This window comes from Sulfuriferula nivalis (genome assembly GCF_009937995.1).
GTDB lineage: Bacteria > Pseudomonadota > Gammaproteobacteria > Burkholderiales > Sulfuriferulaceae > Sulfuriferula > Sulfuriferula nivalis.
The window spans coordinates 326,896-342,252 of the sequence record NZ_AP021881.1; the positions used below are offsets into that span (position 1 = coordinate 326,896).

A 15,357-nucleotide genomic window follows, 5' to 3' on the forward strand; every position below is an offset into this window, starting at 1 on the left:
CGTTAGTGACTTAGCGCTGCCCGTATTACGTCTGCAAGGATGCGTCCATTCGGTGCGATGCGTTCGGTGGCGGCGTAAGCATAACCAACTATCAGTCCTTTTTCTCTATGTTCCCCTATGCCATAGCCAGATAGCGGGTAGACGTGCAGCCCCTGTTCTGCCGCCAGTTCTGCAACACGTACATCATCGCAGTCGGGTGGCAGTTCTATCACCAGATGCAGGCCAGAACCCGCAGGCGGGAGACGCGCGCCGACGCTGGTAACGGGCGCCAATGCTTTCTGTAACAGCCGTCGCCGCTCCCCGTAAATTTGGCGCAGGCGGCGGATGTGGCTGGCAAAATGGCCTTCTTCAATGAACTCCGCAAGCGCCGCCTGGATAACGACTTGCCCGGGGCGCTGCAGTTCGTATAAGCCGCGTTTAAAGCTTTCCGCCAGATTGGGTGGTACCACCAGGTAGCCTAATTTGATGCCGGGGTACATGACCTTGGAAAAGGTACCCAGATACAGCACGCGACCACTTTGATCCATACCCTGCAGCGAAGACAGTGGCCGCCCCTCGAAACGGAACTCGCTGTCATAATCATCTTCCAGTATCCACGCGCCCTGACTGGCAGCATAGTCTAGCAGCAGGCGGCGGCGTCCATAACTCATGACCACCCCTTTGGGATACTGGTGTGATGGTGTGGTGTAGATGAGGCGCGGTGGTCGCCGAAAATCGGCATTACCTGGTGCCATTCCTTCATCGTCTACGGGCACGGGATGCAGTTGCAGACCATTGACCTCCAATACGCGGCGTGCGCCCCAGTAACAGGGATTCTCTATCCAGACGCGGTCGCCGTGATCGGTCAGCAGCCGTGCGCACAGATCTATGGATTGCTGGGTGCCAGAAGTGATCAGTATTTGTTCCACCGTCAGGTTAACTGCCCGCGACATGCGCAGGTAATTGGCGATGGCGCGGCGCAAAGGTAAATAGCCGCCAGCATGTCCGTAATCGAGGTGGGCAGGCTGCGGATTGCGCCACTGGCGGTTAAGCAGGCGGCGCCAGAGTTGAGTGGGAAATGCTGAGAAATCGTCTTCGCCTGGTGCGAAGGGTTGTACTTCATAGCTGGGCTGGTCAACCAGACCAGCTGCCACTGTGCCTCGTACCGACAGTCCATTGGCAGTAATCGTGGTATTAGTCGCTGTGGGTAATGTATTTTTTTCAGCGTAATCCTCAGGTAGCATTTTGGCGACACGAGTGCCGCTGCCGGTCTGGGATACCACGTAACCCTCATCATGTAACTGTTCAAATGCTGCCAACAAGGTATTTCTGGAAAACCCTAATGCATCTGCCAGGCTGCGTGTGGAGGGCAGGCGAGTGCCGGGCGTCAGATGGTGGCTGGCAATGGCACGACGTATGGTTTCGTAGACTCTGCGATGCGCAGGCATGCGTGGCGGGAATCGGCCTAGCTTGAGTTCGGTAAGTAACCAGTCCGAGATGGTCAATGATTCCACGATGCTGCTCCTGATAGTATAAAGTGGTACCAATAAAATAATCAAAATGGCTCTTGTAAGATTGCCAATTTAAGCGAAGAATACACCTATAGCTTGGATTTGTGCAATATGTATTTCATATAAAACAACATGTTATTTGTTTTATAGGTCGTTTCGCATTTGTATCGAATTAGGTACCAATTAGCAAATAGTGAAGCAAAGTGGTGATTATGAAGATGAGGTTGTATAAATGATGCAGAACCGTACGCCGGTAGTTTTGCTGCCAGCAGACAGCAGGCAGCTTGGAGATCATCCATTTCATGTGGCTGGCCATAAATATGTCAAAGCTGTTGTGCAGGCTGCGCATGCTTTGCCGTTGATAGTGCCTGCATTGGGTAGTGAAAGTGATATCGCAGCGTTATTGGAAGTGGCTGACGGTATTTTATTGCCAGGTGCAGTGTCCAATGTTCATCCCTCGCATTTTGATCAGGATGTACGTGATCCCTCATTGCCGCTGGATCCGGCACGTGATGGTCTGACCTTGCGACTGATACGTGCAGCAGTAGATGCCAGGGTTCCTGTGCTGGGTATTTGCCGTGGCTTTCAGGAAATTAATGTGGCGTTTGGTGGTAGTCTGCATCAGGCAGTGCATGAGACCGCAGGTATGGCTGATCACCGTGAACCCGACACGCCGGAACTGGAACAGCAGTATGCCCAAGTGCACACCGTACGTACGGTCGCGGGTGGTCAGCTGGCTGCCATGACGGGTAGCAGTGAATTTATGGTCAATTCTCTGCATGGTCAGGGCATAGACCGACTAGGTGCCGGACTGGTTGCCGAAGCTTATGCACCAGACGGTTTGATTGAAGCGGTTAGTGTCGCAGGTGCGAAAACTTTTGCACTGGCGGTGCAGTGGCATCCCGAATGGGATGTATTGAATACGCCAGCCTATCTGGCGATATTTCGTGCGTTTGGCGCAGCTTGTCAGGCACGAGTTGTAAAGCGGAACTGATAATAAGATAGCTACCTAGGAGAAAGAAATGAGTGATCGTAAAGACTTTTCCCATACTGACATGGAACAGTGGTTAGCAGAAAATCGGGTGACTGAAATTGAATGTCTGGTGCCCGATCTGACAGGTGTGGCGCGTGGCAAGATACTGCCGCGCGAAAAATTCACGGCTGAGCGCGCCATGCGTTTGCCCGAAGCAGTGCTGGGAGTGACTGTAACTGGCGAGTCACCTGAAAACCATGACGGTTATGACAATGTGTTTGGTTTTACTGATAAAGATATGGTGTTAATGCCAGACCCAAGCACGGTGCGACTGGTGCCATGGGCAGTGGATCCAACTGCGCAGGTCATTATGGATTGTTTTTTCCATGATGGTACGCCAGTGGATTTTGCGCCGCGCAATGTGTTACGGCGGGTGACGGATTTGTATAAAGGCATGGGCTGGACACCTATCGTTGCACCTGAGCTGGAGTTTTATTTGCTGGCGCGTAACACTGATCCTAATCAGCCACTGGTGCCGCCTATCGGGCGCAGCGGGCGTGCTGAAACCAGTCGGCAGTTATATAGCATCGATGCAGTGAACGAGTTCGATCCGCTGTTCGAGGATATTTACGATTACTGCGACATCATGGGGCTGGAACTGGATACACTGATCCACGAATTTGGCGCAGGGCAGATGGAAATCAACTTCCTGCATGACGAGCCGATGGTGCTGGCCGACAAGGTATTCTTCTTTAAACGCACTTTGCGTGAAGCAGCTTTGCGCCACAACATGTATGCGACTTTCATGGCTAAACCCATGACTAATGAGCCTGGGTCGGCCATGCACATCCATCAGAGCGTGATTGACACTAAAACGGGGCTGAATATTTTCAGTAATGCTGATGGCAGTGAGTCTCCGCTGTTCCAGCATTACATCGCCGGTTTGCAAAAATACCTGCCGTCCGCCATGGCGTTATTGGCACCCTATGTTAATTCCTATCGTCGTATTGTTCGTCATGGCGCAGCGCCTATCAATATTGAATGGGGCTACGACAATCGTACCGTAGGGATACGCGTGCCTATTTCTGAACCAGAAGCGCGCCGTGTGGAAAATCGGGTGGTGGGCGCGGATGCTAATCCTTATTTGGCGATGGCGGTTACGCTGGCTTGCGGGTATTTGGGCATCATGGAGAAGCTGACCCCAAGTGCAGTAACGACGGGCAGTGCTTATGATTCAACTTATCAGTTGCCACGTGAATTATCCGAAGCCCTGCGTATGCTGGATGCCTGCAAACCTTTGCATGATGTGCTGGGTAAACGCTTTTTGGATGTCTACGTGGCAGTGAAAGAAACCGAACACGACGAATTCATGCGCGTAATCAGCCCTTGGGAACGTGAGCATCTGTTGATGCACGTTTGATTCGTATACCGAAAAGTAAGGAGAACATTATGCCACTCACCACGAGCGAAATACAGGCGCTGGATTCAGCCCACTACATGCACCCATTCACCGATCATAAGGCGTTGGCAGAAAAAGGCGCGCGCGTCATCACCCGGGGTGAAGGCGTATATATCTGGGATTCGGAAGGTAACAAGATATTGGATGGGATGTCGGGACTGTGGTGTGTCAACGTAGGCTATGGTCGCAAAGAGCTGGTTGAGGCTGCCGTAAAGCAGATGGAAGTGCTGCCGTATTACAACAGCTTTTTTCAGACCACCAACGTGCCCGCTGTGCAACTGGCCGACCGTATTATCAAATTGGCGGGTGAGCGCTACTCTCATGTGCTGTTTGGTTCGTCAGGTTCGGAATCCAATGACACCATAGTGCGTATGGTGCGGCATTACTGGACGACCCTGGGTCAGCCTGAGCGCAGTGTGATTATTAGTCGTAAGAATGCCTATCATGGCTCGACCATGTGCGGCGCTTCGCTGGGTGGCATGTCTGGCATGCATGCGCAGGGTGGATTGCCGATACCGGGTATTGTGCATATAGAGCAGCCTTATCACTTTGGGCTGGCACCCGATCAGGACAAAGATGCATTCGGTATTGAAGCCGCTGGCTGGCTGGAACAGAAAATACTGGAGGTTGGTGCAGACAAGGTTGCTGCATTCATCGGTGAACCAGTGCAGGGTGCTGGTGGCGTGATTATCCCGCCGAAAACATACTGGCCAGAGATACAGCGTATTTGCGATAAGTACGGCATTTTGCTGATATGCGATGAAGTCATCTGTGGCTTTGGGCGTCTGGGTGCATGGTTCGGTTCGGAATTAATGGGCGCCAAACCGGATTTAATGACTTTTGCCAAGGGTGTGACTTCCGGGTATATCCCGCTGGGCGGCGTGGTGGTTGGCAAACGTGTGGCCGAAGTGTTGATAGAAAAGGGTGGGGAGTTTAATCACGGTTATACCTATTCTGGCCATCCTGTCGCCTGTGCTGTCGCGCTGGCGAACCTCGATCTTATTGAAAAAGAGGGCTTGGTTGAGCGCGTGCGTGATGAAACGGGTCCGCACTTGGCGCACTGTTTTGCAGCATTGGCTGAACATCCGCTAGTTGCTGGGGCAGAAACCTTTGGCATGGTCGCCGGCTTGGTGTTGATGAAAGATAAACATCAACATCTGGCATTCGATGAAGACCTGGAAGTGGGCATGATTTGCCGCAAGCATTGTTTTGCCCATGGTTTGATCATGCGTGCAGTGGGTGATCGTATGATAGTTGCGCCGCCGCTGGCAATGACTAAAGAGCAGATTGATGAAATGGTCAGACTGATACGGCTATGTCTGGATGCGACATTGCAGGAGTTGAAAGAGCGCGGATATATGGATTGAACATGATAAGATTATTTGACCGCACTGCTTGTACGGTCTCGCATAATTTTTGCATGAGTAGTGAAGTTGGTGGGTCTTTATTTAATCTTGGCTAAAAGTGACTTTAAAGGAGAGTTTGAATGAAATCGTTATACAGTAAACGTTTGCTCGCAGTGTTGACATGTGTAGTGGTGGCGGCAGGATTGGTTACCACGGCTAATGCCAAAGAAGAAGAGAAAGTGCTGAATATCTACAACTGGTCTGATTATATTGCACCAGATACAATCAAAAACTTTGAAAAAGAAACTGGCATCAAAGTCCGTTATGACGTGTTTGACAGCAATGAAATTCTGCACGCTAAACTCATCGCTAAAAAAACAGGCTACGATATTGTTGTACCTTCTTCCAACTGGGCAAAGCTGCAAATCGCAGGCGGTTTGTTCCAGAAGCTGGATAAATCCAAGCTGACCAACTACGGTAACCTCGATACCGGTCTGCTCAAACAGCTGGCGCAAGTTGATCCGGGTAACCAGTATCTGATCGACTGGATGTGGAGTTATAACACGGTAGGTATTAACGTAGATAAAGTTAAAAAAGCGCTGGGTACTACCCCAATGCCAGACAATGTCTGGGAACTCGTGTTCAATCCTAAATATGCCGACAAACTGAAAACCTGTGGTATTACTTTCCTTGATACCGCTTCCGATGTGTTTCCTGCAGCGCTGCATTATATGGGTAAGGATCCATACAGCAACAACGCCGCAGATTATAACGCAGCGTACGACATGATGAAAAAGATACGACCAGATATCAAGCGCTTCAATTCAGGTGGTCAGATAGATGAATTGGCCAGTGGTTCTATTTGCGTCGCTTATGGTTGGGCAGGTGATTTCAATCTGGCGCGTAAGAAATCTCAAGATAATAAATCACCGCAGAATATCGTGGCGCTGGTGCCAAAAGATGGTGGTCTGATGTTTATGGATACCATGGCAATTCCAGCAGATGCGCCTCATCCAGGTAACGCGCTTAAATTTATGAATTACGTGTTGCAGCCTAAAGTTGTGGCGGCAATTACTAATGAAGTGACTTATGCTAACCCGAATCGCGCAGCAACACCTTATGTTGATGCTGAGATACGCAATAACAAATCCATCTTCTTGTCGGATGAGGATATTGCCAAGCTGGTTGCACCGGGTACTGTAGATAACAACACTCGTCGTGTTATGACTCGTTTGTTTACACGTTTCAAATCAGGTCTGTAATTTTGAGATCATTGCACGATTACTGCGCTTGTTCATATGTCGTTGGAAATCAACTCAAAATGCTCATGTACCACTTGTACATTCCGCTTTTTCGCTGATTTCCGCCTCATCTGAACTGCGCTCGCTACATCGTGCAAAGGTCTCAATTTGGTAAAAAACGCCTGCTGATATCAGCAGCGGGCGTTCACTAACATTGTTGTTCACGTAATCAGGGGGATTTATGGCAACAGCGCCAAAGGCCAGATTTGCACGCGAAGATTTGCTACGGGTAGAAGGGCTGACCAAAGTCTTTGACGGTACGGTCAAGGCAGTAGATAACGTTTCGCTTACGGTTGCGACGGGCGAAATATTCGCACTGTTGGGTGGCTCGGGTTGTGGTAAATCCACTTTATTACGCATGCTGGCAGGATTTGAAACCCCTACAGAAGGGAAAATATTTTTGGCGGGGCAGGACATTACGCACCTGCCTCCCTATCAGCGGCCTATTAACATGATGTTTCAGTCTTATGCGTTATTTCCGCATTTGACAGTTTGGGACAATATAGCCTTTGGTCTGCGTCGTGACGGCATGGCTAAAGCCGACGTGGCGGAGCGTGTTGAATCTATGTTGAGCTTGGTGCAGCTGAATAAGTTTGCCAAACGCAAACCACATCAATTATCTGGCGGACAGCAACAGCGGGTGGCATTGGCGCGCAGTCTGGCAAAACGTCCAAAATTATTACTGCTGGATGAGCCATTAGGTGCACTGGATAAAAAACTGCGGGAAAAAACCCAGTTTGAGTTAGTCAATATTATCGAAGAAGTTGGTGTAACTTGCGTGCTGGTGACGCATGATCAGGAAGAAGCAATGACCATGGCTTCGCGTATCGCGGTGATGAGCGAAGGCTATTTCCTGCAAGTAGGTTCGCCAGATGCAGTCTATGAAATACCCAATAGCCGCCAGGTGGCGGATTTTATTGGTAATGTGAATATGTTTGAAGGCATCCTCGAAGAGGATGAGCCGGATCACGTCACCGTGCGCAGTGCCGAATGTGTACATTATGTCGGGCATGGTATCAGTGGCACCACAGGCATGGCAGTGGGTGTTGCATTGCGGCCAGAAAAAATACTGCTGTCCAAGGAGCGCCCTACAGGTGAATACAACTGGTGCGAAGGTGAAGTTGTCGAGATAGCCTATTTTGGCGCCTATACGACCTATCACCTGCAACTGGCTAGCGGCATGATCTTAAAAGCACAGGAGCTGAATAGCACGCGGGATTTAAGTTGTGGGCTGACCTGGGGTGACCGGGCTTATGCGAGCTGGCATGATCTGGCGATGGTGGTGCTGTCACAATGATAACGAAACTGACTGATATGTATAGCTACCTGCGGCGTTATATTAACGGTCGTCAGTTGGTGATAGGCGTGCCATATTTCTGGTTTGTGATGCTGGCGCTGGTGCCCTTGCTCATCATACTCAAAATCAGTCTGTCGGAAATGGAAACTACCGAGGTTTCCAGTATGTTCACGACCAGTGATGGCTGGCTCACCATTAAGCTGAATTTTTCCAATTACTTGTTTCTGGGTACTGACCCGCTTTATTTCGATACCTTTGTGTCATCGATTAAATATGCGCTGGCAACTACACTGATTTGTCTGGCGATTGCCTATCCATTTTCGTATTTCATGGCGCGTTCCCCGGCGCATTTGCAACCTATGTTGCTAATGCTCATCATGCTGCCATTCTGGACTTCGTTTTTAATCCGTATTTATGCCTGGAAAACGCTATTGGTGAATGATGGTGTGTTCAATAATGTATTGATGGGATTAGGTATTATTCATACCCCATTCCAGATTATGAATACCTCGACTTCACTGATGATAGGCATGGTGTATTCCTATCTGCCATTCATGATCTTGCCGCTGTATGCCAATTTATCCAAGCTGGATGTGCGTTATCTGGAGGCAGCTGCAGACTTGGGTGCCAGCCCATTTAAAACTTTCTGGCTGATTACCGTGCCGCTGTCCAAAGCTGGGATTATTGCAGGTTCGATGCTGGTGTTTATTCCAGCATTGGGCGAGTATGTGATTCCTGAGTTGTTGGGCGGTTCGGATACCTTGATGATAGGTCGCGTGTTGTGGGATGAATTCTTCAGCAACAACGACTGGGCGATGGCATCGGCCGTTGCGGTGGTGATGATATTGCTGATTTTGCTGCCCATGGCGATCTTTAATAAATATCAGGCTGATCAAACGGAGGCTAAAGGATGAATAGCAAGTTTGGTAGGGCCTGGCTGATAGCGGTATATGTGTTTTTATATCTGCCTATTGTTACCTTGGTGATATATTCATTTAATTCCTCCCCGCTGGTCACAGTCTGGAGTCACGCTAGCGTGAAATGGTATATCGCGCTGGCAGCTGATGATGATTTGATTAGCGCGGTGGGGTTATCTTTGAGAGTTGCTTTCTACTCGGCGCTGATTTCGGTGTTCTTTGGTACATTCACCGCATTTGTGTTGCATCACTATCATCGTTTTGCGGGCCGTACTCTGCTGTCATCCATGTCCAGTTCACCGCTGGTTATGCCGGATGTCATTGTTGGTTTGTCACTGTTATTAATGCTGGTTTCAGTACAGAACTGGCTGGGTTTCCCTGAACGTGGCCTGTTCACTATTTTACTGGGGCATGCCTTGTTAGGTACAGCATATGCTGCGGTTGTTATTAAAGCACGCTTGCATGAAATGGACGGTACGCTGGACGAAGCTGCGATGGATCTGGGATGCAAACCATTTCAGGTATTTCGCTTAATTACCTTGCCGCTGTTGGTACCTGCTCTGGTATCCGCTTTTTTGCTGACTTTCACCCTGTCATTTGATGACGTAGTGTTGTCATCGTTCTTGTCTGGTCCGGGGTATTCAACATTGCCTATGGTAATTTTCTCAAGGGCGCGGTTAGGCTTGAATCCCTCTATCAACGCGGCGGCGACGGTGATGATAGCGACAGTCACGATAGCCGTGGTGGCATTCAGTATTTATCAGTCACGGATTTCAAAACAGCGCCAACGGGAAGTTGCATTGGCATATAGCGAAAATAATCAAACAGCTTAATTTACCGCAGATAAAAAAGATGATGACTCTAGAATTAAACTACCCCGCATTACTCAAGCAAAATGCCGCTTTACTGGCTGGCTCATGGGTCGCTGCAGATTCAGGTGAGTATTTTGCTGTGTATAACCCAGCAACGGGCGTCATGATTGCACAAGTACCGCGCATGGGACGCGTGGAAACCGAACGCGCTATTGCTGCCGCCGCTGTGGCGCAGAAACAGTGGCGCACACTGACTGCCAAAGACAGGTCGGCGCGACTGAAAACATGGTTTGCGCTCATCATGCAGCATCAGGAAGATCTGGCGCGCATACTGACCGCCGAACAAGGCAAACCACTGGCTGAAGCGCGTGGTGAGATAGCTTATGGCGCCAGTTTTATTGAATGGTTTGCCGAAGAGGCCAAGCGTGTATATGGCGAAGTGATACCTGCGCCACTGGGTGATCGCCGCTTGCTGGTGCTAAAACAACCGATAGGCGTGACTGCTGCCATTACACCGTGGAATTTCCCGACTGCGATGATTACACGCAAGGCAGCACCAGCTCTGGCCGCTGGTTGTACGATGATAGTCAAGCCTGCGGAACAGACGCCGTTATCTGCACTGGCACTGGCGGTGCTGGCCGAAGAAGCGGGTATCCCGGCTGGCGTATTTCAGGTCATTACTGGCGATGCACGTGAAATCGGTGCCGCTATTTGTGCCAGCCCGGTAGTGACCAAGCTGTCATTTACCGGATCAACCGAAGTCGGGCGTATCCTGATGCGCCAGAGCGCAGATACCATCAAGAAACTATCATTGGAACTAGGTGGCAATGCACCATTTATCGTGTTCGACGATGCCGATCTGGATGCCGCCGTGGAAGGCGCCATTGCCAGCAAATACCGCAATGCCGGCCAGACTTGTGTGTGCGCAAATCGTCTATTTGTGCAGGATGGTGTGTTCGATACTTTTGCGCAAAAGTTGGCAGATCGTGTAGCGCAATTACAGGTAGGTGATGGTTTCGTTGACGGTGTCACCCAAGGGCCGCTGATCGATGATGCAGCGCTGGCCAAAGTTGAAAGTCATGTCGCTGATGCCATAGCCAAAGGTGCGCGACTGGTATCCGGCGGCAAGCGTCATTCGCTGGGTGGTACATTCTACGAGCCTACCGTGCTGGCTGATGTCAGTCCTGACTCACTGGTATTTGGTGAGGAAACATTTGGTCCGGTAGCGCCGCTGTTCCGCTTCAAGACTGACGATGAAGTGATAGAGTTGGCCAATCGTACTGAATTTGGTCTGGCTTCGTATTTCTTTAGTCGTGACATTGGTCGCATCTGGCGTGTAGCAGAAGCGCTGGAATATGGCATGGTCGGTGTTAATACCGGCATCATTTCTAACGAAGTCGCGCCGTTCGGCGGCGTCAAGCAGTCAGGTCTGGGGCGCGAGGGATCACATCACGGCATCGATGAATATCTGGAAATCAAGTACGTTGCCATGGCTGGGTTATAAGTAAAAAACTGAGGATGTGAAATGAATACTATTGACTGGCACGCCCGTGCCGCTGCATTAACTATAGATGGTCGCGCCCTGATAAACGGTCAGCGTGTCAATGCCGCAGATGGCGGCAGTTTCGAGTGCATGTCGCCGATAGACGGGCGTAAGCTGGCAGACGTTGCGCGTTGCCGTCAGGCTGATATTGATCTGGCGGTAGCTGCGGCGCGTGCCGCATTTGAGGACAGGCGTTGGGCAGGAAAGTCACCAGCCGAGCGCAAGCGCACCATGATCCGCTTTGCTGATCTGGTAATGGCTAACCGTGAGGAACTGGCACTGTTGGAAACGCTGGACATGGGTAAACCCATTACTGCCAGCATGAATACTGACGTACCGGGATCAGCCAACACCCTGCGCTGGTTCGGTGAAGCCATCGATAAAGTATATGACGAGATTGCACCGACAGACGGCAACACCCTGGCGCTGATTACGCGTGAAGCGATTGGTGTGGTCGCTGCCATCGTGCCGTGGAATTATCCTATGCTGATGGCGTCATGGAAGATCGCTCCGGCACTGGTAGCAGGTAACAGCGTGGTATTGAAACCTTCGGAAAAGTCTCCGCTGACGGCGTTGCGCCTGGGTGATCTGGCACTAGAGGCAGGTATCCCAGCAGGTGTATTCAACGTGGTGCCAGGTTTTGGCGCAGAAGCCGGTTCACCGATGGCTTTGCATATGGATGTAGACTGCATTGCGTTTACAGGTTCGACCGGGGTAGGCAAAAAGATTCAGGTTATGGCAGGCGAGAGCAACCTTAAGCGCGCATGGTGCGAGCTCGGTGGTAAATCGCCCAATATCGTGTTTGCCGACTGTCCAGATTTGGACAAAGCGGTTGCAGCGGCTGCCGGATCGATTTTTTACAATCAGGGCGAGAGCTGCAACGCACCGTCACGTCTGCTGGTCGAGCGTTCCATCCGTGACGAGTTTGTAGAGAAATTAAAGCAGCATTCGCCTAAACACATGCCGGGCGATCCGCTTGATCCGAATACCAAGATGGGCGCGCTGGTCGATCAGGGACAGATGGATAACGTGCTCAAATATATCGCAGCAGGCAAGCAGCAGGGTGCCAAATTATGTTGCGGCGGCGAACGCGTGCGTACCGAGACTGGCGGTTATTATGTGGCACCGACCATATTCGACAATGTGACTAATGAAATGATTATTGCTAATGAGGAGATCTTCGGCCCGGTGCTGTCCATTATCACCTTCGACACGCAGGAAGAAGCGATCCGCATCGCCAACGATACCAGCTACGGTCTTGCCGCCGCAGTATGGACGCGCGATATTTCCCGCGCGCATCTGGTAGCACGAGCATTGCGCGCAGGTACAGTGCACGTCAATAGTTACGATGAAGACGATATTACCGTGCCGTTCGGCGGTTTCAAGCAGTCTGGTAACGGTCGTGATAAATCGCTGCACGCGCTGGAAAAATATACTGAACTGAAAACAACCTGGATTAGCCTCGCTTAGTACTCAGTCAATAATAACTGGATGAAAGAAAATAATATGGATACGTCTATCAGTAACGCCGATCTTCATCAACGTCGTTTAGCTGCTACCCCACGTGGTATCGGCGTGATGGCAGGTTTCTATATCGACCGAGCCCTGAATGCCGAAGTATGGGACGTGGAAGGCAAACGTTATATCGATTTTGCTGGTGGCATTGCCGTACTCAATACTGGCCATCGTCATCCACGTATGGTGGCGGCCATAGCGGAGCAGCTCCAGCGCTTCACCCATACCTGTTATCAGGTGCTGCCGTACGAGAGCTATGTCACGCTGGCTGAACGTATCAACGCGCTGACTCCCGGTGATTACCCTAAGAAGAGCGCATTTTTTTCTAGTGGCGCAGAAGCTGTTGAGAATGCCATTAAAATTGCGCGCGCAAGTACCGGTCGTTCCGGCATCATCGCTTTTTCCGGCGGCTTTCACGGCCGTACCATGATGGGCTGCGCGTTGACTGGTAAGGTTGTGCCATACAAGGTTGGCTTCGGGCCGTTCCCGTCGGAAATTTACCATGTGCCATTTCCGATGGCACTGCATGGTGTCAGCGTTGATGACGCGCTGCATGCTATACAGACATTGTTTAAAGCCGATGTTGATCCGCAACGGGTTGCTGCGATTATTATTGAACCAGTGCAGGGTGAGGGCGGCTTCTATGTTGCGCCACCAGAATTGATGATTGCACTGCGCCAGATTTGCGACCAGCACGGCATCTTGCTGATTTTTGATGAAGTGCAGACTGGTTTTGGCCGTACTGGCAAGCTGTTTGCTGCTGAACATTATGCTGTGCTACCCGACATCATGACCATCGCCAAGAGCATGGCGGGCGGCATGACTTTGTCCGCAGTGTGCGGCAAGGCCGAAGTGATGGATGGCCCATTGCCGGGTGGTCTGGGCGGTACCTACGCTGGTAATCCGCTGGCAATAGCGGCCTCGCACGCAGTGATAGACATCATCGAGCAGGAGCAACTGGTAGAACGCTCCAATGTGCTCGGACAGAAACTTACCGCCTTCCTGCAGGCTGCACAGGCGACCGTGCCGGCATTAAAAGAAGTGCGCGGTCTGGGTTCGATGATTGCCGCTGAATTCATAGATCCAGCCACTGGCGAGCCTTCGCCCGATGCGGTCAAACGTGTGCAGCAGGCCGCGCTGGATGAAGGGTTGATCCTGCTCACTTGCGGTGTTTATGGCAACGTCATGCGCTTCCTCTATCCGTTAACTACGGAAGATACAATTTTTGATGAGGCGCTGGAGATACTGGGTCGTGCTTTGGCAAAAGCGAGCGCCTGAACGACTTGTTTTAGCGTATGCTTTAATCATCTAGTACGCATGGTGAAGATGAAAATGAAACGTACATTATGGTTAATCGTGTTGCTGTTAATAAGCGATCTCACTTTCGCTGCTGATTATGCACGCGAACAGAAATGGGCGGATGAAGTTGTGCCTGGTGTAGTGGTGGGTGATCCGGTTTATCTGGAACAGGCTGATGGGCATAAATTTTTAACGATCTACACACCTGTTAAAGATGCCAAGGCAGCACTGGTGATCGTTCATGGGCGGGGCATTAATCCGGATTGGGGCTTGATAGGCGTGTTGCGCAGTGAACTGCCAGATCATGGATACACTACCTTGTCGGTACAAATGCCAGTATTAGCGAGTAGCGCTAATGAGAGTGCATATTTGGCGACTTTTCCGGATGCTGTGCAGCGCTTGCAAATTGCTGTGGATTTCCTCAAGGCCAAGGGCTATACCAAAATTGGACTGGTGTCGCATAGCTTGGGGTCGCGTATGAGTGCCAAGTACATGACTGGCAAACCTGATGCGGCAGTGCAAGTCTGGGTGGCTATCGGCATGCCTGACTCTGTTAACTATAGTAAGATCAGCGTGCCAGTGCTGGATTTGTATGGTGAGAATGATTTGCCTGCGGTGCTGAAAACAGCCCGTGCCCGTCTAGCATCATTGCAAGGCAAGGCGGGATCAACCCAACAGCGAGTAGCGCATGCCGATCATTTTTTCGATAATATGGATGCGCAGTTAATTGATGCAGTTGCAAAATACCTGGATCAGCGATTTTAATAAAATAATTAAGGAGTTAAGGCTATGCGTAACTGGATGATGTTCCTCATGGTGTTATTGACTTTGAGCCTGAGTGGCTGCGGCTATAATACTTTTCAGAGCAGTGATGAGCAGGTAAAAGCCAGCTGGGCTGAAGTGCTTAATCAATATCAGCGTCGCGCTGATCTGGTGCCAAATCTGGTTAATGTAGTAAAGGGCTATGCGTCCCATGAAAAAGACGTGCTTACCGAAGTCACCGCAGCACGTGCTCGTGTCGGACAGATACAGGCTACGCCTGAACTGATCAATGACCCTGAAGCATTTGCCAAATTTCAGGCAGCGCAGCGTGATATGAGCAGCTCGCTGGGACGCCTGATGTTGGTTACCGAAAACTATCCACAGTTAAAGGCTGATGGTGTATTCCGCGACTTGCAGGCGCAACTGGAAGGTACTGAAAACCGCATTACTGTCGCACGTAAACGCTATATCGAAGCGGTGCAGGTCTATAACAACACCGTGCGCCAGTTCCCCAGCAACCTCACTGCGATGGCATTTGGCTATAAGGTGAAACCCAATTTTACCGTGGACAACGAAAAAGAAATCTCCACTGCGCCCAAGGTTGATTTTGGCGCGCCAACCAGTCCAGCACCAGCACAATAGT

General features: G+C 50.6%; 13 protein-coding genes. 12 read left to right on the plus strand and 1 reads right to left on the minus strand.

The window, feature by feature from the left end:
* Positions 1-2 precede the first annotated feature (2 nt).
* The gene (gene pdxR, locus SFSGTM_RS01675) at positions 3-1,493 is read right to left on the minus strand and encodes a MocR-like pyridoxine biosynthesis transcription factor PdxR (protein WP_162083644.1); all 1,491 of its coding nucleotides are present in this window, start codon (positions 1,491-1,493) and stop codon (positions 3-5) included.
* 229 nt (positions 1,494-1,722) lie between these two features.
* On the opposite strand from pdxR, the gene SFSGTM_RS01680 reads away from it, so the two are divergent.
* The 12 genes from SFSGTM_RS01680 to SFSGTM_RS01735 all read left to right on the plus strand — a co-directional run bounded on the left by SFSGTM_RS01680 (position 1,723) and on the right by SFSGTM_RS01735 (position 15,356).
* Positions 1,723-2,484, plus strand: a complete 762-nt coding sequence (locus tag SFSGTM_RS01680; protein WP_162083645.1) for a gamma-glutamyl-gamma-aminobutyrate hydrolase family protein — start codon at positions 1,723-1,725, stop codon at positions 2,482-2,484.
* A gap of 28 nt (positions 2,485-2,512) precedes the next feature.
* Positions 2,513-3,883 (plus strand): glutamine synthetase family protein, encoded by a 1,371-nt coding sequence (locus tag SFSGTM_RS01685; RefSeq protein WP_162083646.1) that lies wholly within the window; start codon positions 2,513-2,515, stop codon positions 3,881-3,883.
* A gap of 29 nt (positions 3,884-3,912) precedes the next feature.
* Complete coding sequence (locus SFSGTM_RS01690) at positions 3,913-5,289, plus strand: aspartate aminotransferase family protein (protein ID WP_162083647.1); 1,377 nt, start codon at positions 3,913-3,915, stop codon at positions 5,287-5,289.
* Between the two features lie 119 nt (positions 5,290-5,408).
* Positions 5,409-6,530: a polyamine ABC transporter substrate-binding protein gene (locus tag SFSGTM_RS01695; protein ID WP_162083648.1), complete on the plus strand. Its 1,122-nt coding sequence runs from the start codon at positions 5,409-5,411 to the stop codon at positions 6,528-6,530.
* A gap of 220 nt (positions 6,531-6,750) precedes the next feature.
* Positions 6,751-7,866, plus strand: coding sequence for an ABC transporter ATP-binding protein (locus SFSGTM_RS01700; RefSeq protein ID WP_162083649.1), 1,116 nt, complete (start codon positions 6,751-6,753; stop codon positions 7,864-7,866).
* Entirely contained in the window at positions 7,863-8,780 is a 918-nt protein-coding gene (locus SFSGTM_RS01705; protein WP_232526021.1) for an ABC transporter permease subunit, read from the plus strand. The genes SFSGTM_RS01700 and SFSGTM_RS01705 overlap by 4 nt, the downstream gene beginning before the upstream one ends.
* Positions 8,777-9,616 (plus strand): ABC transporter permease, encoded by an 840-nt coding sequence (locus tag SFSGTM_RS01710; protein ID WP_162083650.1) that lies wholly within the window; start codon positions 8,777-8,779, stop codon positions 9,614-9,616. The genes SFSGTM_RS01705 and SFSGTM_RS01710 overlap by 4 nt, the downstream gene beginning before the upstream one ends.
* A gap of 19 nt (positions 9,617-9,635) precedes the next feature.
* Entirely contained in the window at positions 9,636-11,099 is a 1,464-nt protein-coding gene (locus SFSGTM_RS01715) for an NAD-dependent succinate-semialdehyde dehydrogenase (protein ID WP_434784339.1), read from the plus strand.
* Positions 11,100-11,120: 21 nt separating this feature from the next.
* Entirely contained in the window at positions 11,121-12,608 is a 1,488-nt protein-coding gene (locus SFSGTM_RS01720) for an aldehyde dehydrogenase (protein WP_162083651.1), read from the plus strand.
* A 36-nt stretch (positions 12,609-12,644) separates the two neighbouring features.
* A complete protein-coding gene (gene gabT / locus SFSGTM_RS01725; protein WP_174237382.1) occupies positions 12,645-13,931 on the plus strand; it encodes a 4-aminobutyrate--2-oxoglutarate transaminase in 1,287 nt (428 codons plus the stop codon).
* Between the two features lie 54 nt (positions 13,932-13,985).
* Entirely contained in the window at positions 13,986-14,717 is a 732-nt protein-coding gene (locus SFSGTM_RS01730; protein ID WP_162083652.1) for a DUF3530 family protein, read from the plus strand.
* Positions 14,718-14,741: 24 nt separating this feature from the next.
* Positions 14,742-15,356 (plus strand): LemA family protein, encoded by a 615-nt coding sequence (locus SFSGTM_RS01735; protein WP_162083653.1) that lies wholly within the window; start codon positions 14,742-14,744, stop codon positions 15,354-15,356.
* Position 15,357: the final 1 nt, after the last annotated feature.